The organism is Methanobacterium sp. SMA-27, from assembly GCF_000744455.1.
In the GTDB taxonomy this organism is placed as follows: Archaea; Methanobacteriota; Methanobacteria; order Methanobacteriales; family Methanobacteriaceae; genus Methanobacterium_B.
Map to the genome: position 1 here is coordinate 1028583 of NZ_JQLY01000001.1, position 21185 is coordinate 1049767.

25 protein-coding genes are annotated in these 21185 nt (G+C 30.2%); 12 read left to right on the forward strand and 13 right to left on the reverse strand.

Annotated features, from left to right (window positions below):
- Nucleotides 1-96 precede the first annotated feature (96 nt).
- Together DL91_RS05220 and DL91_RS05225 are read left to right on the forward strand one after the other, a co-directional pair.
- On the forward strand, nucleotides 97-2538 hold the full coding sequence (locus tag DL91_RS05220) for a heavy metal translocating P-type ATPase (protein ID WP_048190539.1): 2442 nt from the start codon (nucleotides 97-99) through the stop codon (nucleotides 2536-2538).
- 540 nt (nucleotides 2539-3078) lie between these two features.
- Nucleotides 3079-3651, forward strand: a complete 573-nt coding sequence (locus tag DL91_RS05225; protein ID WP_048190540.1) for a PadR family transcriptional regulator — start codon at nucleotides 3079-3081, stop codon at nucleotides 3649-3651.
- 78 nt (nucleotides 3652-3729) lie between these two features.
- Here the strand turns inward: DL91_RS05225 and DL91_RS05230 are convergent, their stop codons facing one another.
- From DL91_RS05230 to DL91_RS05240, 4 genes are all read right to left on the reverse strand, one after another.
- On the reverse strand, nucleotides 3730-4560 hold the full coding sequence (locus DL91_RS05230) for a methanogenesis marker 8 protein (protein ID WP_048190541.1): 831 nt from the start codon (nucleotides 4558-4560) through the stop codon (nucleotides 3730-3732).
- A 345-nt stretch (nucleotides 4561-4905) separates the two neighbouring features.
- Nucleotides 4906-5064 (reverse strand): hypothetical protein, encoded by a 159-nt coding sequence (locus tag DL91_RS13850; RefSeq protein ID WP_197050602.1) that lies wholly within the window; start codon nucleotides 5062-5064, stop codon nucleotides 4906-4908.
- A 345-nt stretch (nucleotides 5065-5409) separates the two neighbouring features.
- Nucleotides 5410-6012: a prenyltransferase gene (locus DL91_RS05235; protein ID WP_231551396.1), complete on the reverse strand. Its 603-nt coding sequence runs from the start codon at nucleotides 6010-6012 to the stop codon at nucleotides 5410-5412.
- 239 nt (nucleotides 6013-6251) lie between these two features.
- Nucleotides 6252-7424 (reverse strand): NAD(P)/FAD-dependent oxidoreductase, encoded by a 1173-nt coding sequence (locus DL91_RS05240; RefSeq protein WP_048190542.1) that lies wholly within the window; start codon nucleotides 7422-7424, stop codon nucleotides 6252-6254.
- Nucleotides 7425-7793: 369 nt separating this feature from the next.
- Between DL91_RS05240 and DL91_RS05245 the strand changes: the two genes are divergently transcribed.
- Together DL91_RS05245 and DL91_RS05250 are read left to right on the forward strand one after the other, a co-directional pair.
- Nucleotides 7794-8435 carry a flavodoxin family protein gene (locus tag DL91_RS05245; protein WP_048190543.1) on the forward strand — a complete coding sequence of 214 codons (642 nt, stop codon included), beginning with the start codon at nucleotides 7794-7796 and terminating at the stop codon, nucleotides 8433-8435.
- Nucleotides 8436-8590: 155 nt separating this feature from the next.
- Nucleotides 8591-9166, forward strand: coding sequence for an HXXEE domain-containing protein (locus DL91_RS05250; RefSeq protein ID WP_197050603.1), 576 nt, complete (start codon nucleotides 8591-8593; stop codon nucleotides 9164-9166).
- Nucleotides 9167-9323: 157 nt separating this feature from the next.
- On the opposite strand, the gene DL91_RS05255 is transcribed toward DL91_RS05250, so the two are convergent.
- Nucleotides 9324-10274, reverse strand: a complete 951-nt coding sequence (locus DL91_RS05255) for a 4Fe-4S binding protein (RefSeq protein ID WP_052374215.1) — start codon at nucleotides 10272-10274, stop codon at nucleotides 9324-9326.
- A 520-nt stretch (nucleotides 10275-10794) separates the two neighbouring features.
- On the opposite strand from DL91_RS05255, the gene DL91_RS05260 reads away from it, so the two are divergent.
- Nucleotides 10795-11235, forward strand: a complete 441-nt coding sequence (locus DL91_RS05260; protein WP_048190544.1) for a hypothetical protein — start codon at nucleotides 10795-10797, stop codon at nucleotides 11233-11235.
- Nucleotides 11236-11310: 75 nt separating this feature from the next.
- On the opposite strand, the gene DL91_RS05265 is transcribed toward DL91_RS05260, so the two are convergent.
- Nucleotides 11311-11883, reverse strand: a complete 573-nt coding sequence (locus DL91_RS05265; protein WP_048190545.1) for a flavin reductase family protein — start codon at nucleotides 11881-11883, stop codon at nucleotides 11311-11313.
- Nucleotides 11884-12256: 373 nt separating this feature from the next.
- On the opposite strand from DL91_RS05265, the gene DL91_RS14370 reads away from it, so the two are divergent.
- From DL91_RS14370 to DL91_RS14530, 4 genes are all read left to right on the forward strand, one after another.
- Complete coding sequence (locus DL91_RS14370) at nucleotides 12257-12391, forward strand: hypothetical protein (protein WP_255343925.1); 135 nt, start codon at nucleotides 12257-12259, stop codon at nucleotides 12389-12391.
- A gap of 350 nt (nucleotides 12392-12741) precedes the next feature.
- Entirely contained in the window at nucleotides 12742-12894 is a 153-nt protein-coding gene (locus DL91_RS14160; protein ID WP_231551397.1) for a hypothetical protein, read from the forward strand.
- Between the two features lie 602 nt (nucleotides 12895-13496).
- Nucleotides 13497-13688, forward strand: a complete 192-nt coding sequence (locus DL91_RS13855; protein WP_197050677.1) for a hypothetical protein — start codon at nucleotides 13497-13499, stop codon at nucleotides 13686-13688.
- Nucleotides 13630-13800, forward strand: a complete 171-nt coding sequence (locus tag DL91_RS14530; protein WP_081882614.1) for a PAS domain S-box protein — start codon at nucleotides 13630-13632, stop codon at nucleotides 13798-13800. Before DL91_RS13855 ends, DL91_RS14530 begins: the two co-directional genes overlap by 59 nt.
- A 181-nt stretch (nucleotides 13801-13981) precedes the next feature.
- Here the strand turns inward: DL91_RS14530 and DL91_RS05280 are convergent, their stop codons facing one another.
- From DL91_RS05280 to DL91_RS05290, 5 genes are all read right to left on the reverse strand, one after another.
- Nucleotides 13982-14260, reverse strand: coding sequence for a PRC-barrel domain-containing protein (locus DL91_RS05280; RefSeq protein WP_048190547.1), 279 nt, complete (start codon nucleotides 14258-14260; stop codon nucleotides 13982-13984).
- A 189-nt stretch (nucleotides 14261-14449) separates the two neighbouring features.
- A complete protein-coding gene (locus DL91_RS14165) occupies nucleotides 14450-14695 on the reverse strand; it encodes a hypothetical protein (protein ID WP_231551398.1) in 246 nt (81 codons plus the stop codon).
- Between the two features lie 11 nt (nucleotides 14696-14706).
- Complete coding sequence (locus DL91_RS14170; RefSeq protein WP_231551399.1) at nucleotides 14707-14922, reverse strand: hypothetical protein; 216 nt, start codon at nucleotides 14920-14922, stop codon at nucleotides 14707-14709.
- Between the two features lie 147 nt (nucleotides 14923-15069).
- Nucleotides 15070-15201, reverse strand: coding sequence for a hypothetical protein (locus DL91_RS14175; RefSeq protein ID WP_231551400.1), 132 nt, complete (start codon nucleotides 15199-15201; stop codon nucleotides 15070-15072).
- Between the two features lie 185 nt (nucleotides 15202-15386).
- Nucleotides 15387-15722: a hypothetical protein gene (locus DL91_RS05290; protein WP_048190548.1), complete on the reverse strand. Its 336-nt coding sequence runs from the start codon at nucleotides 15720-15722 to the stop codon at nucleotides 15387-15389.
- A gap of 777 nt (nucleotides 15723-16499) precedes the next feature.
- Here DL91_RS05290 and DL91_RS05295 point away from each other — a divergent pair.
- A complete protein-coding gene (locus DL91_RS05295; protein ID WP_231551401.1) occupies nucleotides 16500-17639 on the forward strand; it encodes an MFS transporter in 1140 nt (379 codons plus the stop codon).
- Nucleotides 17640-17818: 179 nt separating this feature from the next.
- On the opposite strand, the gene DL91_RS05300 is transcribed toward DL91_RS05295, so the two are convergent.
- Nucleotides 17819-18757 (reverse strand): metal-dependent hydrolase, encoded by a 939-nt coding sequence (locus tag DL91_RS05300; RefSeq protein ID WP_048190550.1) that lies wholly within the window; start codon nucleotides 18755-18757, stop codon nucleotides 17819-17821.
- 485 nt (nucleotides 18758-19242) lie between these two features.
- Between DL91_RS05300 and DL91_RS05305 the strand changes: the two genes are divergently transcribed.
- Both DL91_RS05305 and DL91_RS05310 read left to right on the forward strand, forming a co-directional pair.
- Nucleotides 19243-19590, forward strand: coding sequence for a rhodanese-like domain-containing protein (locus DL91_RS05305; RefSeq protein ID WP_048190551.1), 348 nt, complete (start codon nucleotides 19243-19245; stop codon nucleotides 19588-19590).
- Between the two features lie 18 nt (nucleotides 19591-19608).
- Nucleotides 19609-20472, forward strand: coding sequence for a pirin family protein (locus DL91_RS05310; RefSeq protein WP_048190552.1), 864 nt, complete (start codon nucleotides 19609-19611; stop codon nucleotides 20470-20472).
- A gap of 81 nt (nucleotides 20473-20553) precedes the next feature.
- Here DL91_RS05310 and DL91_RS12840 read toward each other — a convergent pair whose 3' ends face one another.
- On the reverse strand, nucleotides 20554-21057 hold the full coding sequence (locus tag DL91_RS12840; RefSeq protein ID WP_052374217.1) for an isoprenylcysteine carboxylmethyltransferase family protein: 504 nt from the start codon (nucleotides 21055-21057) through the stop codon (nucleotides 20554-20556).
- Nucleotides 21058-21185 lie beyond the last annotated feature (128 nt).

A 21185-nucleotide genomic window follows, 5' to 3' on the forward strand; every position in this document is an offset into this window, starting at 1 on the left:
ATATAAAATTATTAGTACCTCACATAATATTAGATAAAAATTATTAGTACAAGAAAAACAAATAACATGTTACGTTAACAATTATGGGGAAAATAAATGGCAGAAAAATCCAAAAAAAAGGCAGAGATCAAAGTTTCTGGAATGAGTTGTGCATCGTGTGCATTAAATGTTGAAAAATCATTGAAAGGTCTTGAGGGAGTAGATGAAGCTAATGTTAACATTGGTACAGAAAAGGCAACTGTTGAATATGATCCTGAAAAATTGAAACTTGCTAAATTGGAAAATGCAGTAGAAGAAGCAGGATATGGAGTAGTGAATGAAAAGGTTGTACTTAAAATTGGTGGAATGACATGTGTTATGTGTGTAAAGGCCATAGAAGATGTGTTAGGTAAACTTGATGGAATTAGCAATGTAACTGTTAATCTCACATCTGAAAAAGCATATGTTACATATAATCCTATAATGGTTTCCATAACAGATATGAAAAATGCAATTGAGGATCTGGGCTATCAATATCTGGGAATTGAAGGTAAAGAGTCCGAAAATCTTGAAGAAGAATTAAGGGAGAAAGATCTTAAAACTAAAAGAAAACGTATGATGGTTGCGTTTGGTTTTGGAATTCCACTGGGAATTTTAACCTTTGTTACATGGCCACTCCCAATTTCCTTCTCACTATTCAGTTTATTGGTATCAATAATACCCTTTATCTATGTAAGTTATCCAATATTCTCTGCTGGTTTCCGTTCATTAAAGAACAGACATTTGGATATGGATGTTATGTATTCTATGGGTGTGGGAGTTGCCTATGGTGCAAGTGTTTTAGGCACATTTAGTATTGTGTTAAATCCACAATTCTTATTTTATGATACTGCACTTTTATTAGCAGGATTCCTGACATTAGGAAGATATTTAGAAACCAGAGCAAAGGGCAGAACTTCAACAGCAATAAAAAAACTTATTGGATTACAGGCAAAAACTGCTACTATTCTCCGAAATAATGAGGAAATTGAAATTCCAATTGAAGATGTTCAAATGAATGATCTTGTAGTTGTTAAGCCTGGTGAAAAGATCCCCGCCGATGGTGAAGTGGTAAGTGGTGAAAGTTACGTTGATGAATCTGCCATTACCGGAGAACCAATTCCTGTCTTAAAAGAAGCGGGGAAATCTGTTGTAGGGGGAACAATAAATCAAAATGGAATAATAAGATTTAAAGCCATTAAAATAGGAAAGGATACTGTACTTTCTCAAATTATAAAACTGGTAGAAGATGCCCAGGGTTCAAAACCGGATGTTCAGAGAATAGCAGATACAGCTGTAAGTTATTTTATACCAACAGTACTGACAATAGCAGTTGCAGCCTTTCTATTCTGGTACTTTGTTTCTGGAACAACCCTTATATTTGCACTCACAGTTCTGATTTCTATTCTGGTTGTTGCATGCCCATGTGCACTGGGACTGGCATCACCAACAGCGGTTACCGTTGGTATTGGTAGAGGGGCTGATTTTGGAATTTTGGTTAAAAATGGTGAAGCACTGGAAATATCAGAAAAACTTACCACCATACTATTTGACAAAACAGGAACGCTCACCAAGGGTAAACCCGAAGTTACAGATGTATTTACCATGGGATTTGATAATAAAGAATTATTAAAATTCGCTGCCAGTGTTGAAAGAAATTCCCAACATCCGCTTGGAGAAGCATTGGTCAGGAAAGCAAAAGCAGAAAATTTAGAGTTGGTTGAAAGTCAGAATTTTGATACTGTTGGTGGAAAAGGAGTAGTAGCAACAGTTGAAGGTAAACGGGTACTTATAGGAAATAAAGCTATGTTAAAAGGTAATGGATTCATGATATCTGATGAATATGATGAAAAAATATCTGAATTTGGAATTGCCGGTAAAACTGCAGTTTTAATTGGGATTGATAACGAATTATCGGGTATAATTGCAATAGCAGATACTTTAAAGGAAAATGCCAGCGAAGCCATTGAAGGCCTTAGAAAAATGAACCTTAAAGTGGTTATGATAACGGGTGATAATGAAAAAACAGCCATGGCCATAGCAAAACAGGCTGGAATTCATGATGTAATTGCAGAGGTTTTACCCCAGGATAAATCTGATGAAGTTAAAAGACTTCAAGATGCAGGAGAGGTTGTTGCATTTGTAGGTGATGGTATTAACGATGCACCAGCACTAGCCCAGGCAGATGTTGGAATTGCAATAGGAAGCGGTACCGATGTGGCTATAGAAAGTGGTGAAATCGTTCTAATAAAAGATGACCTAAACGATGCTATTGCAAGTATACAATTGAGTAAAAAAGTTATGTCAAAGATAAAACAGAATTTATTCTGGGCATTTGCCTACAACGTTGTGCTAATACCGGTTGCAGCAGGAATATTATATCCCTTTTATGGTATCACATTCAGGCCAGAATTTGCAGGTTTAGCAATGGCATTAAGTTCAGTTTCTGTATTAACCCTTTCATTACTCTTAAAAGGATATGTTCCTCCTGCAAAACAAACAAAAACACCAGTGAATTGAATTAATGAAATATTTATTAATTGAAAATATACACGATTTGTTTGTGATTTATATTTCATATTTTTCGTGGGCTTAAATTCATTATACAAATATTTTTTTCCTAATCCACATCAAAAAAAATATAAATTAATGCTAATATATATAAGTACTAATATATATTAGTAAATTTAAGATGGGTTTTTATAGATAGAAAGGGCTATAAAACATTTTCCAGTAAAAATCTAATATTGAAAGATACCTTTAACTATCGAATGGAGCCTAATGGAAAAGATAATTAAACAATTTAGGATATTTGACAATACCATGCAAATAGGTATGAATGATCATCTACAGGATTGATAGATATCTCAAAGGATGCTAAGGGAATTTTAGGACTTGGGATATATTTTAAAAGTTATTCATGGATAACAGTTTAAATAAAAAAGATTTTTTATCCAAATATAATCTATATCGTATCAAAGGCATGTATTAATCATTAATTTAACTGAAGTATGCTTAAAATCTTTGAATATAAATTATTAATTAAACGAAAACTTATGGATGGTGATTGAAATAGTATCAAAACTTTCAAATCTTGTGCTCGGGCTCTTATGGAAAAAACCTTTGAACCCATATGAAATAACCAAATTAATGGAACGCCCGGAAATTCAGGATTGGTTCCCTATGAATGTTTCTTCTATATACACAACCATTAAAAATTTACATAAAAAAGGTTACATCACCGGTGAAATTCAATATGAAGGAAATAGAAAAACCATATACACTTTAACTAAAAAAGGTGAAAAAGCGCTTAATGATTCACTAGAATTAGGTTTGGAATCTTTCAATGTACAAGCAACTCATTTTGGAATATCATTATTTCATATTTGTATTTTGGATAAAGATGAGGTTATAAAATTACTTGAAAAAAGGATTATGGATTTGGAAGAAATTAAATTTAAAGCTACAGAAAGAGTATCTAAAACCAGTTTGAAACTTCCATTTAACTTTAAAATGATACAGAAATCCAACATAAAACGAATAAAAACAGAAATAAAAATCACTTCTGAACTCATAGAAGAAATAAATGCTGATGGCCAATGGAATTCTTCATTTATAGATTTTATGCAGTAATTTCTTTTGGAATAAAATATACTAAAAAACTACACAATATTTTCGTAGATTAAAATTAGATAATAATAAAAAATAGGATTAAATTAATGGTTTAGGTATTTTTGCATCCTTTTTTTCCTTTAAACCACCAATTTTATCTATCCTCATTTTTAAAAATCTTTTACCTGCCTCTGTTACACCATATATTGGTATGGAAGCTCCGGCCTTGAAACATTCTTTTTCTCCCCCAATTTCTCTTATATACTTGGATGCACATCCAGTTACAACATCTGCATTATCAAATATTGTTTTTGCATCTTCTTTTGAGGTTTGACTCACATGTGCTGCGAAAATATAAATTTTAATGCCTTTATTTTCAATTTCAATTTCCCTGAGTTTTTTTGCATCAGCTGCTGAAACAATTGTAACAGCGATTTTTTTGTACCCCATTTCTATGGCTTTTAATGTTCCTTTTATCTGGTCAATTAAAGCATTTTCAGGATCGAGAACATTTTCACTTCCAATCTCTTTAATTACATTAGATAAAGGAGAGGTACTCAAAAGTCCAGAAACTCTACCTCCTGTTCCCTGCACTATTTCGGGTTCGGTTAATATAACTGTTCCACATCCCTCACAAACACTTACAACGCTGTCAATTTCTCCTTCCACAATAAGAGTTGTCAGTATTTCTGAAACTCCAAAAGATAAAAAATCCTTCATTCGTATGGTTCTATCCTCTGTGCACATCCCAAAATCTTTTATACGAAACTCTATGTTTTCTTTGATATTTTCGGGTGTAAACTGTTTTATTCCCCTGTATTTGTCAAATATTGGGCAGTAATCAATTTTAGGTTCTCCTACCTCAACAACTTTTCCATCCTTTACTCTAACCCTAGTTTTTCCAAGGGCCTCAATAACATGTTCGTCCATTTTTATATTCACCTAGATATTTTTATAAATATAATAAAAATTTTTCATTAAAAAATTAAATTTCATTAATTTGTATACAATGAATACTATTGGTTTATTATAATTTATATTTCATTTATTGATATTTAAATAAATTAATTTAAATAGAAATCATATAAAAAAAAATCTTGATCACGTAATTATCTCGAATATTTAATATAATTAATTGTATAAATTAATTTTTTTTATAATATTTATAGATTATTGTCTCAAAATATGATTCTATAAATTAATTTTTAAGTCATGATTATAACTGGAAATTCAAAAAAAAATAGTAATTGAATATTTTAGTAATACCAATTGGAATTATTTTGCTATTAACGATATAATTCCGGTAATTAGCATTACTATTATTGCTACATATAATAACCAAAGTGCGAATGCTGGGAATAGTAATAAAATAATTAGGAAAATAATTGCAAGACCCACCAGTGACCCACCATTTGCTTGTTGTGTTTCCACCATTTTTTCACCTCCCCTATAATTGATTATCTCTAATCATTAATTTGTATTAACTAATATTTGTTTTTTTATGTTTTAGACCAATAAATTTGAGATTTTACTATTTTAATAAATAAATGAAGTAAACATTAGTAAGTATCCAAATAGCAAATAGTGATCCTACGTTAAGTGTAGCAAGTTTAGTGGCATTTTTTTTATCTAATGGTCTTTTCCAAAAGGAATATAACCCTAAACTCAATGGGATTAGTGAAATAAGAGCCAATATTCTGAAATCTATTATTTGAGGAAATAGATTTGTAAGTGGTATAATCAGGAAAGAAATTGTTGCCAATACAACCGATATTCCAATCAATTTAAAACAAATTCACGGCCTTTAGACACAATCCATGTAATTTTACCACCCAACTTATCTCCCTCTAAATCGGGTATTTCAACACCTATGGAAAACATGAACTGTAAAAATAGAAATGGAATTGAGAAAATTACAAAAGGAAGATCTATTGTGCCCATAGTTACAAAATATCCTGCACCAGGCATTATAAATCCATTTATCAGATTTCCAATTTCCCCAACTCCACGATAAGCTAATTTTATAGAGGGCGCAGAATAAAACCATACCAAAGCATTTCCAAACAACACAAACAAGAAGAATGAAATAGGATAAGAGAAGTAAATGGTAAAACCAGCTCCAATGAGTATGGATAAGACTATGAAAAAGTAGGCTAATTTTTTAGACAATTCTTTCAACTCTGGATTTTCAACTAAAATCATACTTCCACCAGAGAAGGGAGTTCTTGTACCATACTTGTCGACTTCATAATCAAAATAATCATTGGAGTAATGAGTGGCCATACTGGCCATAAAAAGGATGAGATAACCCCAAATAAATTTAGACAAAACAAATTGTGCATTTAATAAAAGAGCAAATAATGTACCAATTAGAAAGTACATTAAAATACCAAATGTAAATTGTGGCCTTCCCAATTTAATAATTTTGATAAGATTATCTTTATTATAATTTATTCTAATAGCTTAACCCCCTATATTCACTATCTAATTATATGAACAGTATAGAACAAATTAATATCGTTTTTAAATCTTGATATTATAAATCAGGATAACTACAAGATTTTTATATATTTACTTCTTAATAATTTATTTAGAGCTTAAACTTATATATGGGAGTTATTTTATTGTTTTAATATGAAAACATTGAATAGTAGTGTTATAAGATGAGGATAGTTCTTTAAAAATTTAAGTATCGAAAGTTTTGATATTGATTCCACATTTTTACCTTCTAAAAATTCTGCTAGCACATTGAAATCATCGTCTTTGAGGTTTTGAAAAATTTTCTGGTATCTTAACGAGGTTTCCAAGGTCTTTCCAATGGCTGATCTCCATTGATCTTCATATTTTTTAAGATATTTTGAAGATGTATCTTCATTTTCTATGGCTTCTACAGCTACTTCTCCTGCTATTCTACCACATTTCACAGTATTTTGTATTCCTGCCCCATTCATTGGATCAACTTGTCCTGCAGCATCTCCAACAACCATTAATCCCGATGAATAAGTTTTTTCCATTGGTCCTGCAAGCGGAACTCCTCCAATATTGAGTTCAACAGGTGTTGCATCGAATTTTTTGATAAACTTATTTAAATGGTAGATAGCTGTCTCCTTTGAATTTATTACTCCTAAACCAATATTTGCAACTCCATCACCCTTGGGGAATATCCATAAATATCCTCCAGGTGCTATTTTTGCTCCGTGATGTATTTGCAGATAATTAGGATCAATATCCATACCAACCATTTCATACTGTGCACATGATGCTATATCTTCTGTTTTATTAACAGTTTTAAGACCAGCCATCCTTGCTATATTTGATTCAAGACCATCTGCAGCTATTACAATATCTGCTTTTATTTCAACAGTTTTTCCAAGATGCTTTGCAACAACTCCACAAACATTACCATCTTTTCTTATAAGTTCTTTAACAGTAGTTTTCACCATTATATCTGTCCCAGCTTTAGCTGATTCTATTGCAAGCTGTTTGTCGAAGATTTTTCGCTCCAATACATATCCTTCCATAAACCCATACATATTATTACCCTTAACTCGGAAGTGCTTGCCACTGGGTGCATAGAAATCCACACCCTTTATATCTGTACATAAATATTTGGGGGATGGTTCGATTTCCAGAATATTAAATGTTTCATTAGTGGTTGCCTCGGCACACTGTACAGGAGTTCCTATTTCCTGTCTTTTTTCAATCATTAATACATCTAAACCTCCTTTAGATGCAAAAAGTGATGATGTTGAGCCACCTAACCTTCCACCTACAACTACTACATCGTACTTCATATATCAACTTCTCCAATATTTAATAAGAATAATATTTTTAAATAGTTAGTTCGTTATGGGCATGTTTTTCATAGGTCCCTTTGAATATAAAAGTCCTTAAAATATTTATTAAATAAGATTAATTTGTATCTGGATCATAATAAAATTATGTAAAAATGGGTGGATCATGGTATAATCTGAATATAATGCTTGCTAAAAATTAAGAGTTTGAATATTAAACTTGTTCCCATTACTAATAATTTGATTACTAGTAATATTGAAAAAGGATTAATCAGATAAATAATATTGCAAATTTATAAGATATGTATTGATTTAAATTTATGGAATAGCGAATAGAGCACAATTAAAAAAAGGTAAGGTGGTTAAAAAGTGAAGATATTATTAATCAATGGCAGCCCTAGAAAGACCTGGAATACTTCAACTCTATTAAAAAAGGCCTCTGAAGGAGCTTTGTCTCAAAATGCAGATACCGAAATAATAAACCTCTATGATCTTAACTTTAAAGGTTGTACCAGTTGTTTTTCCTGCAAACTAAAAGATGGTGATAGTTACGGAAAATGCGGATATAAAGATGAGTTATCACCAATACTGGATAAAGTTGAGAATATTGATGCAATGATCCTAGGATCACCCATCTACCTAGGTACAGTTACCGGTGAAATGAGATCATTTCTTGAACGCCTAATTTTCCCATATCTAATGTATGATGAATTTGGTTCCTCATTATTCCCAGGAAAGATACATGTAGGTTTTATATATACAATGGGTGCAGATGAAACCACTATGAAACTTTTGGGTATAGATTCTCATATAAATTTAAATAAGATGTTATTGAGCAGGATATTCGGATCTTCAGAATCATTGGTCAGTACAGATACATATCAATTTGATGATTACACAAAATATGTGTCATCAAGATTTAATGAAGCAGACAAAGCAAAAATACGCAAAGAAGTATTTCCACTGGACTGCAGGAAAGCCTTCAATATGGGAGTGAAATTTGCAAAATAAACGAATTAAAACCACAATAAAAGGTGTTGTTTAGATCTTAATATATTTGATCAAAATAAATTAGTATAATTAGAATTTCCCAAGCATTATAAGATTTAATGGACATATAATTAGAATAAAGATGATATATTCTGTTTTATTAGAGGGATTTGATGATGAAGTGGCCATATAAGAATTGGGCGAAACTTTGTATTGTTCTTTCCATTATTGTTGTAATTATAAGTTTATTATATGTTAAGACTAATAATATCATTTTGTTTTTAATATGGATTCAAATCCCAATTTATTTATTACATCAATTTGAAGAGCATTCATGGCCCGGTGGGTTTAAAAGATTTGTAAATACGGAAATTTTTAATGTTAAAAATGGAGAATATCCTTTAAATGATAAAACTATTTTCTGGATAAATGTACCGATTATCTGGATTTTAATGCCAATATTTGCTGCATTATCCTTTTATAACCTGTTTTTTGGTTTGTGGATTCCTATTTTCGCAGTTTTTAATAGTTTAACTCATGTAATTGGTGCAATTGTGAAACGTAAATATAATCCTGGACTTTTTGTAAGTGTGGTGTTAGGAATTCCCGTTGCTATCTACACATTATGGCTATTTTACACTTTAATGAACATACCATTGATGGTTACATTGTTATCCATACTTGTAGTACTTTTACTTCATTTAGCCATAATTATTCCTGCTGTAAGAACATCTAAAATCAACAAAGGTTGATTTTCTACTTAGACATATTAAAGAAGAGGTATATTGCTTAAATCCGGAACATGAATAGTTAACTTAACAAAAAACGTCTAATATAATTATTGAATTTTTATAAAATATAAAAATTAGAATTATTATATTTTTCCAGTAGAAAGAGATAGTTTCTGATTTAACAAACAGATAAATTAAATGTTTTATAGTTTAAAGATTTTTTATTTTTAATTTTTTCGTATTTATCTTTTACTTGCATATAGTCTTTTTTATTAAATGGACAATCTCTCAGGCATATGGTACAGATATCGTTACACCCTATGCAATGTTCTGGTATGAATTTAGATCTATTTAACCCATCAGTGGGTTCCACGATTGCATTTCCAGGACAGGATTTCAAACATTTACCACAGTAATTACAATAGTCTCCTATCCATGAATGGTCATGACCAGTGTTTACAGGTAAATTTTCTATACTGGTAAATATTGCAGATATTTTTTGTCTTGGCCCTAATTCTGGTGTTATTAAAAGATTGCTCTTTCCTCTCCAACCCAAACCTGCATTTTGAGCTAGTGTGGGATAAGTAACAAAACCCTGAGCTGGATGGCTGGCCTGTGCTGCAAAACCATTTTCACGCAGATAATCAACCATTTCGTTTGTTTTTCTACCAAAATCATCGTACAGTTCAAGATCTTTCAGTTGTTTTCCTGGAAAATCATTATCCACACCAAATTTATCTATTTCCTTGATAAATACAATAGCATTTTCATAAATAACAGCTCTATCTTTAAATATTAGTTCGGAATCGACTTTAGTATATCCTATATCGTTTATACCCATTGAACGTGCATGTTCTTCAAATTTATCCATAAATTCAATGGATGCTCTAGTATTTGGTATATCTGGATTATTTTTCAAGGATTTAACATTATCTTCAATATTCTTTCCTATGGATATCATAGTGGGAATAGATCTAATTGGTACCTTTTTTTGTACGGTAAACCTTTCAGGTGATGTTTTAATTGATTTAATTACATTATTTTTATTATTTACACTTATTTCTAATTTTCTCATCTTATTAAATCGATAATTACTGTATGAGGAAATTACTCCACTTAAAATACTCATTTTTTCCCTCCAAATTTTTAAAAAAAGAAAATAAAAGAATGACTACAACTTCATCCTTTAATTTTTGATTATTTATTCTGCGTCAATCATTTCTCCGTACTCAATTTCTATTTGGCAACCATTGGGGCCGCAGCAGAAATGTTGCAGATCAAATTTTGCTTCCATAAGTTTTCACCTCCATCAAACAATACTATTGGTTATCCGATAATAATATTTATATTTATCGATTGTCCAATATTGGTAAAGCGATATCGAGAATTATTAACCGGTTATCAAATCTTTCCTAATCTGAAAAAAGAGTAATTATAATTTATATATAAGATTGAAGAATAAAATGAAATGGGATAAATCGAAGAATAGAAATAATATACATTGAACTTAGAATTGAGTAAATTTATCTTCAATTAAAGTATTTGATGATTTATTCCATATCAAAAAGCATTAAATTAAATAATTAGATATAATTTTTTTAACATAATTATTATTATATATGAATCCAAATATTTTATTAGGATTTATTATGGGAACCAAGGATAAGAAAGATAATGTTGAAAATTTGAAGGAGAAAGCTAAATCGGATAGTTATAGTACCGATAATGAAGAGGATCAAGAAATTTCTTCTGGAATGAATAAAACATTTTCTCGCCGTAGAGGTGTAACAAGGATTATTTTAGGTTTTTTTGCTTTGATATTATGGATTTTTATAGGGGTTTCACCAACAATAATTTTTTCATCGAGTATACAGGAATTTATTGGAGTATTCTCTTTTTTCGTTAGAAATCCAATTTTATTCCTGTTGGTTGCATTATTAAACATCTTTTTAGGTGTGGTAGAATATATTTTCCTTGGGATTTTATGGTGGGCTGGATTTCATTTTATCTGGTCTGTCAGATGGTTTTATGGCTATTTCAAATATCGTAAAACTACTCTTCAGGATGTAATTAATGGTATGAAAAAATGAAACAACTTCTTATCTTTAATCTCTTCTGGAAGATATTTTCAAATACTTCTCCGGTTTTTAATATTTTAGCAAACTTTATTCATTTAATTCACTTCTTCCAATGGAAAATGCACTACCCAATCGTTTCCCAATACCATAGTAAGCTCTAAAGGAAGGATCGTATAGGAATGGTTTTATTAATTCTATATCTGGATTTCCATCAACTAAAAACTTCTCATCAACTTTTACATCGATTATTTCTCCTGTAAATTGTGTATGGAGTCCTAATTCAACTCTTTGAACTAATTTACATTCTAAAATAAGTGGAAATTCTTCAATATATGGTGCATCTACAAGTTTGCTTTTAACTGGAGTGAGTCCAGTTTTTTTAAATTTATCTTCATTCCTTCCAGATGTGAATCCAAAATAATCAGATTCTTTAATATAATTTTCAGAGGGGATATTCACTGTAAATGCTTCTTTACCTGTGATATTACCATGTGTATATGTTGCTTCTCTCAATGAAATTGAAACACAAGGTGGGATAGAGCAAGATATTCCCCCCCATGCTGCTGCCATAGCATTTGGATTTCCTTTTTTGTCATAAGTTCCAATAATAAATACTGGAGTCGGATATACAATTGTCTTTGCACCTATAGATTTTTTCATGGTTTCACCTAAAATTTAATATATTTAGAAATATGTTTGATTTTTATAAGCAATAATTTTTTTTACTTTTCTTAACTCATCCTCATCTTAAACCCATTATTATTGGTTATCCGATACTAATATTTATAATTATCGGTTACCCGATATTTATAATTACGATGTATTATAAAGAAATCCAGAAATAGGAATTTTAAGCGGTAAAAATATACTGATCAAAGTTTAAATATAATATACAGTATCTTTCAGGAATATTTTTTTAGAAATTTTACTAGTGTTAATGGGAAAATAATCCATTAATAATTAATGGTTGGGAATAATGAGTAAAGAAATGTATTTGGATTAATCTTCACTTTTGAATGGAGGTAGAACGAATATGACGCCTAAGGATAGATGGAAAGAAGTTGAAATAATATTAAATTCTGCAATACCTAAGGAAGAAGCAGTAAGAGTAGTAGATCTGATAAAAGAATCGGTAAAATATGAGATTAATGAAGCACTGAAGAAATAAGAAGCCATGTAAAATCAAAGCTTAAATCATTAATTTTTTTAAATTTTTATTGTGATATAAATTAAAATCTAAAAATTCATAACACCAATATTATTGCAATATTATATAATAAGTTGGTTTATTTGAAATATAAGTTTAGAATATTTCAACATATTTAAATATTAATACGATAATTGTTTATTCTATTCAGTACAGATAATATATTGGTGATAATGTATGTTATATGTAGCAGAGCACACACACCCAGCAGCAGAATGCCCTATGTTAACGGATGACGGCAAAAATATGATAAAAGAGCTATTTTCCAGGAACATATAAGAAGTACTGGTATTGAAATAGTTGGAGCATATATGAGCTGTCCTGTTGATGAAAGGAAGTATCATAAAGGATATTTCATTGTAGAAGCACAAAACCCAGAAACAGTAATAAACTTCTTTGGACCCATGAAATTATTAGAACTCAGAGAAGTAAAACCCTTCAGCGAAATAGCAAAGAACTTATAGATATAATCAATTATTCTTTTTTTAATTAATTTTAAACCATAATAGCTAAATATGGTAAATAATTGTCCATATCAGTAGCTATTAAACCATATAGAGTAAGGTTGTTGGGATGAAATAATAAAGATGCAGAATTAAATATTGGAATAAACCACAGAAATATAGAAAGAAGGATAATGGAAGGATTAACTGAGGACAAAGTCAAACACACTATCTATTTAAATATTTTACTAGTTAAATTTCATGTAATAGTATTTTCTTAACTTTTTATAATATTTATTTAATTTATAATAATATTCCATAAATTTGGAAGATAATATGGCGAACAAACTAATTATTGAAAATCAATCTTATAAGCTAATACAATATTAGTCCTATTAGCTTTTTGTGTCTTTTTAACATATTATTTCCATTTTGTTCTAGGTACAGGTACTATTTTTACACATATTTTTTATTTTCCCATAATTTTAGCAGCAATCTGGTCTGGAGAAGCAAAGGCTTAAATTGTTCCAATATTTTTGTCGATATTGTTAATTGCAAGCTATTTTTTAGCACCTAATTTGAATTATCCTTTATATGAAGATCTTTTTAGAATATTTATTTTTATGGCTATAGGGATTGTAGTTGCGATTTTAAGTGAAGAAATTCATCAAAAGGATATTAAATTAATTGAAAGTAAAGAAAAGTTTAGATCGGTAGCTGTATCAGCTGTGGATGGAATTATAACAATAGATACCGATGGTAAGATTGTTTTTTTACAATACCAGCTTAAAAAATATTTTTGGTTACAGCATTAATGAAATAAAAGGCAAACACGTTTCAATGTTAATGCCTGAAAGATTTAAACTAAAATTTATTGAGAAATTAGAGAGATTTAAACTACAGGAAGTCATGTGTAAAAAAAAATAATTGATAATATCAAAGAATTTGGGATATTTTCAAACATTTTTAATTTACTATTTAATTTATTTACTTCAATCTTTTCCTATGATTTATTTTCATGTAAGAAAGATAAATTTCAGTTAGACATTATATAGGAATTTAAAGATTGAATTTTAAATTATTTGTTATAATTGTTTTTTTTATGGGATTAAAGGTTATAATAATCTAATTCATCACTTTGTTCTGATTTTTCAGGTATTTCAATGGTTGGTTTTTTTAATAAAACTTTATCGCCTATGCTTTCAATATTATCATAGGATATTATTTTTCTATCTGCCATGCCTAAAGTTTCTCTAATTCCGCCCTCACCGATTTCAATATTAATGATTTCGTTATTATCATTGTCCCATTCAATATTCTTCACTTTGCCTAGGCTATTGCCTTTTTGATCAATAACTTCTTTGTTCATTATTTCATCGAATTTCATTTTTTGTCCTCCTTTGAAAGAATCTCAATACATACTAGACAATAATATATAAAATAGCTATTACTTTCTGTAACTTCTTATGCTATGATTATAAATTTGTTGGTCCTATTATTTATTTTTTTGAAGATTTTATTTTATTATTACCAATAAAGAATATCAGATTTTATCAGTAATATTTAACAATTGATTTTATGCAAATATCATTGCAAGTCCCAAGATAAGCATCATACCAACGAGTAATGGGGCATAGATCTTTTCAAAGGTTGCAGGGTCTATTTTTTTAAGAAGTACTGGTCCTAAAAATGCACGTATAGCTGACCCTCCCCCAAGAAGAATAATTAAGATCAGATCTGATCTGCCAAGCAGATAATAACCTCCTATACCTGCAACTGAGTTAAATATTAGTACAAATACCGATGTACCAACAACCAACATCGCAGGAAGGCCTATACTATAAAGTACTGCAAATAATGGGGGTGTGTGCCACTTATTCCGAAAACTCCAGCCATTATTCCTGATGCAACACCGAAACAGGAGGCTATAATTCTTTTAGTTCTTGTGAGTCTGTTGGAATTTATTTTATTTTCATCTTTATTATTATACTCATTATCCCCTATAATTTCATCTGTATCTTTACGTCTTTTCCTTACACTTAACAGCATAGGAATTAACATTATTAATGTAAAAATACGAGAATCTTCCTTAAAAGAATTGATGGAATCATGTTTGTAAATATGCTCCTAATAATGTGCTATTATTCCACCTATTACTAGTATCAGACCTGTGCGGATTTCTACATTACCCTGGCGTTAATGACTGAATGCTCCCATTAGAGTGGTGGGTAGTACAGATGCTAAAGATGTTGCAATGGCCACTTGTGTTGGAATACCAAATACAAGTGTTAAAATTGGTACAAATAATCCGCCCCCACCACCACCCAAAGTAGAAACTAATAGACCTATCGGGAATCCAAATAACGGTAAAAAGATTATGTTGTATCAATCATTTAATTTCCTTTGATTTAATTCTCTAATCCTCCGGTTGGGGTGTTTGTTGTATAATCCCATATAGCAATATATTACATGTTCAATATCGTATTTTTCAAGTTATATATTCAAAAAAAGAATTAAAAATAAGATATTTTTTCTATTTGCGTTTCATAGAATTTTTTGAATTTATTTATTAAGTCCCTTATAAAAGCGCTATCTTTCTTAAAATTTTCAGGCATAAGTGTATTTGGTATTGTAAGTTTGATTTCTAATAATATATTTCCAGAACATCTATCATAATGTATTTTAAAATTCAATAAATATTTAGGGGATATACAGGATTTAAAATCTGCTACTTTATCTTGTAGATATGTATATTGTTCCCTGCTAACAACATCATCTTCAAATAATAGTAATAAATCTGTTTTATCTTCTTGTATTTTTCGGATGCTTGTTGTTATTATCTGTATCATTTTTTCCCTTATATATTAATTAAACTGATATTAAAAATATTTAATGGAAAATATATCCATAAAGTGGGGTATATTTTTCATACAATAAAATAATATAATTACATTTTTATTATAAAAATATCTTATAATGGTTTATTAAGGGCTTTATGCTTTATGGTTATTACGAATAACCTCATTATAAGGTAAAAAGTAATAATACAAATCAAATAGAAAGTATTATATATTTAAAAGGAGAATGTAATTGGTGATGAGAACAAATCTGAATTTAGTATTACTTTTTTACTGAATTCGGAATATAATTATTAATTTGACTCAGCCATATACTCCTTCGCAAGAGAAGTAGGGATCAAAGCTAAAAATAGCGGATCCCTACATGTTAATTAAAATTATTATATAATAGATCCCAAAAAAAAACATTTTTCGCTCAAATGTATCATGATCTCCTTTATATCTGTTCTTATCCACAATAAGTTACTTTTTTTAGATTGCACCGTGCATTTTGGATATTAATTTACATTGGGTATAGGTTATACTTGGCTTTATTAACTAGACGAAGAAATCTCCAGAGTCTTCTAATTGATATTATATTTTTTTCTATTTTATTTATTCGCATTATGTTAGTGGCTGTTTTACCAATATCATAAATGAAAAAAAATAATCCTTTTAGACCATAATTTAATATTTAGATAGAATTTAATATTTAATAACAAACTGTTGGTTTCCGATAATATGTATAACAAGTTTAAAGGATATAAAGCCATTTTTAAGGGTGATGCGATGAAATTCATCATCCTTTTGGGGGTTGTGAGCCTTTTTGCAGACATGACCTATGAAGGATCACGAAGTATAACTGGTCCATATTTAGCTATTCTCGGAGCCAGTGCAGTTACAGTTGGATTTGTAGCAGGGTTTGGTAAATTATCTGGCTATGTTCTGAGGTTTTTTTCGGGAAAACTAGCAGATCGTACCCGTAGTTACTGGTCAATTACCATAGGTGGGTATCTGATAAATTTGATGGCTGTACCACTTTTAGCTTTAGCTGGAAGCTGGGAAGTAGCTGCAGTATTGATTATAATTGAAAGAATGGGGAAAGGTTTGAGGGTACCATCAAGGGATGTAATGTTATCACATGCCAGCAGCCAGGTTGGTCATGGATGGGGATTTGGATTGCATGAGGCTTTAGATCAAATTGGAGCCATATTAGGTCCTTTAATTGTGGCGGCAGTACTTTTTTATCATGGAAGTTACCAGATAGGATTTGCATTTCTTTTGCTACCTGCCCTGTTAGCCATTGTGATTTTGGTTATTTCCAGATTTCTTTATCCTCATCCTCATGATTTAGAAGTTGTGACCCCACCTTTAGATACAAAAGGATTGAAACGGGTTTATTGGCTTTATGTAATTGCTGCTGCTTTAATTGCAGCAGGATTTGCTGATTTTGCCCTGATAGCTTATCATTTCCAGAAGACCACTCTAATTTCAGCTGGTTTTATACCTATTTTTTATGCTGTGGCCATGGGTGTTGATGGAATTGCTGCTCTGGTGTTTGGAAGACTATTTGATAAGGTTGGTTTATCCATTATGATAGTGGTGGCTGTTTTATCTGCGCTTTTTGCTCCTATGGTATTTTTAGGAGGTTTTTATCTGGCTTTTCTGGGAATGATAATTTGGGGTATAAGTATGGGTGCACAGGAGTCTATTATGCGTTCTTCAGTTGCTATAATGTCTGAAGTTAAAAAACGTGGCTCTGCCTATGGTATTTTTAATACTGTTTTTGGTGTTTCATGGTTTATTGGTAGTTTAATTATGGGTATACTATACACTTTTTCCATAATCTATTTGGTTGTGTTTTCAATCATGATACAACTTATTTCCATTCCGTTCTTTATTGCAATGTTAAAAATAAGGACAAAATAAGAATATTATTGAATAGATTTATATTTATCTCCACAAAGGCATGAACAGAGTATTATATGATTACTAAAAAGAGGTTTAACTCATCACAATCCATATAAATTTTCAAAAAAACAAAATGAAAGAAGTAATTTTTTTTATAATGTATAAGTTTTCCAATTTAAACATTGGTGGGTATGTTTTTACGGTGTTTTAACAGTTAATTCACCTGCACCAAAACTATTCGTACCCATAATGTCAATGTAGGTTATATTCCATCCATCAGATACTTTCCCAGCATTAATAACAGTGTACATATGGTTCCATTTGAACTTAACTACATCAAGGAGGTTATTCGCATATTTTATGGCCTCCTGTGCAGATGCATATGTTCCATTGGTAATTGTAAGGTTTTGATAATCACTAACACCTGATATGGACTTTTGCAGGTTATTGTAGTTGTATACCCTATAACTGGAACCATTATTTGTTTCCATAACCGTCCATGTAAACATATCTGCGGTGGGATATGCTGTTATATATGTAAATCCATCTTCTAATGTCTGACTTTGAATGGTGTCCATTTTTTCGTACACTCTAATTCCTCCAAATAATATGAGCATAATTAGAAATGCAACCATGGCTATTTTTTTATATTTTTGGTTAATACGTATGTATAAGATAATGAGAACTACAAGGGCAATAATTGTTGTTATGAAATCTGTGTAATAATATATATTAGCTGAAAATCGTGTCAAAGAAAATGGATATAAGAGTGGAATGCCGCCTGTGGTCAGGAAATCAAGGAACAGATGTGTTAATACACCAAAATATGCTAAAAGTACATTACGCACATTAAAATCAACAGATATATCTCTTTTTATTATATGGCTGATTAATCCATTTAGGGATGGCCTGGATATTATATACAGAAATATTACTGCGGTTATAAATCCAAATACGAAGCTGTGTGTGATTCCTCTATGGGTGAAAATAAAAAGTTCAGATGATAAAAAACCAATTCCAATGAGTAAAACATCAAAGTCAATTGATATTCCTCCAAAAGCCCCGGCTAACCTGTTTTTAACCTTTAGAAATGTCAAAATAGCGAATGGAACTATGAAGTGTGTGAAAAGGTCCATATGATATCTTCCTATGTTATATCAGAATTATTATTTAAATTTTTAACGAAAATAAATGTCTGTACCTTCTATGTTTTTAATAAATATTTTTGTTTCTGTATATTTATCTTTTTAAGGTTTTTAATTGATTTAGACAGCTATACTTTTTAAATACAATTTATAATACCTATGCACAAATCATACACAAATCTCTAAAAAAGTTGATTGTATTATATAAATAATTCATAGGGTTTTAATATTGTTAACCCCCGAATATGCTATAAAATTAAATTTGATCAGCTGCTATTTTTGAATTATCATTAAAAAATTAAATTATTAAAAAAAAATTCATAAGAAATTTTAATATCCAGACTAACCAACATATAATATGTACAAACTATTTAACTTTCTTTAATTTTTTTAATTTATTTTACATATAAATATCTGGAATTGTGAATGGATAAACAAAAAGTATGGATTCAAATAGATTATGGGGGATATTTTAAATGAGTGAATTTAAACAGATTATGGGTACAATAACACCACAAGATGCATTTGATCTGATTAAAACTAATAAGAATAATTCTAATTTTGTTATTCTTGATATCAGACCTCATGATGAATTTGAGGAAGATCATATTGCTAGTGCAATGAATTTGGATTATGATGGACATGAATTCCAAAAAAAGGTTGAACAACTTGATAAAAATAAAGATTACGTCATATATTGCAGAAGTGGTGTCAGAGGCGGTTATTTCCTGGAAAAAATGAGAGATTCAGGATTCAAAAAAGCTTATAATATTTTAGGAGGATATCAAGGTTGGAAAATAAGCAGACTTCCACTGGTAAAATAATTAGGAGAATCTAAAAAAATGGTAAACAGGAAAGTTGTTGAAGTTATTGACCCCATTTATGTTATGGAAGGAGCTGGTGTACGTCTGAGACGTAGTATTGCAACTCAAAAATTAGATTATCTCGATCCATTTCTCCTATTTGACCATTTTGGATCCAATAATCCTGAGGATTACCTGGCAGGGTTTCCAATGCATCCACATAGAGGTATTGAAACTGTTACATACATATTAGATGGTTTGGTTGAACATAAAGATAGTATGGGTAACTCTGGCATAATTGGAAAGGATAACGTCCAGTGGATGACTTCGGGTAGTGGAATTATTCATGAAGAGATGCCAAAGCCTAAAAATGGTAATATGGAGGGATTTCAACTTTGGGTAAATTTACCTGCCAACCTTAAAATGACAACTCCAAGATACCAGCAAGTTAAATCATCACAAATACCCGAAATTCATGAAGAGAATGGTGTGTTGATAAAAATAATTGCGGGTGAAATAGATGGGGTTAAAGGGGCTGTAACCGAGATATATGCAGATCCAACATATCTTGATGTGACTATTCCACCGGGATCTACATTTAAACAACCAATTAAACATGACCACACAGCTTTTGCATATGTTTTTGAAGGTGAAGCAAATTTTGGAGACTTTGATGAAGAATCCATTGATGATGGTACATTTGTAAATGCAACCAAGCTGTTAATATATGGAGATGGAGATCATATTAAGGTTAAAACAGACAAAAGTTTTGTTAGATTCTTATTAATATCTGGAAAATCTCTTAACGAACCAATAGCAAGGTACGGACCATTTGTAATGAACACCACAAAAGAAATTGAACAAGCCCTAAGCGACCTTCAAAATGGTACTTTTGTTAAATGAAACTTATTTCTTAAATTTTAAAAAATATATTAAGTTTAGCTATATCTGGACTAATATCAGCCCATATCCCGCTAAGAATATTTATTTTCTCTTACTTCTGATGACCCTCAAGGGGTTGGGAATAATAAAGGATACTTCTGCCTTGTACTTGATATATTCTACTCCAAACTTTTCGTATAACTCTTTTTCTTCTGTTTTAGCCCGTGAATATAAAGCAAATAAGAATAAAAAAACCAGAATTAGAAGTACAGTCCATGGAAATACGATAAATAAACCAACTACAATTATTGCCTGTCCAAGATACATTGGATTCCGTGTATAAACGTAAATTCCAGTAGTAATCAGTTTATCAATATTTCCAGTATTATTATCCGAATATTTATATCCAAGATTCATGATTGCAATAGAATTTAATATTATTCCAAGTATTACAAAAATAACTCCCAGAATTGTTCCATAATAATTAATAAACGATAAATACCAAGGTAATCCAAAAAAGATTATACCAATAGGGATTACAATTATTAATATTATCAATACAAGCCCCATTAAGAGTATCATTATATTTTCTTGGTCATCGTCCATTTATTTCACCATTAATCAACTAATAATTAACTTAATTATTGTACTTCTTATTTTTTTAGCTTATCGAACTAATTCTTATGATTATGAGAGGTTTAAATTTTCTTTTTTGATTTATAATATTAATTTTT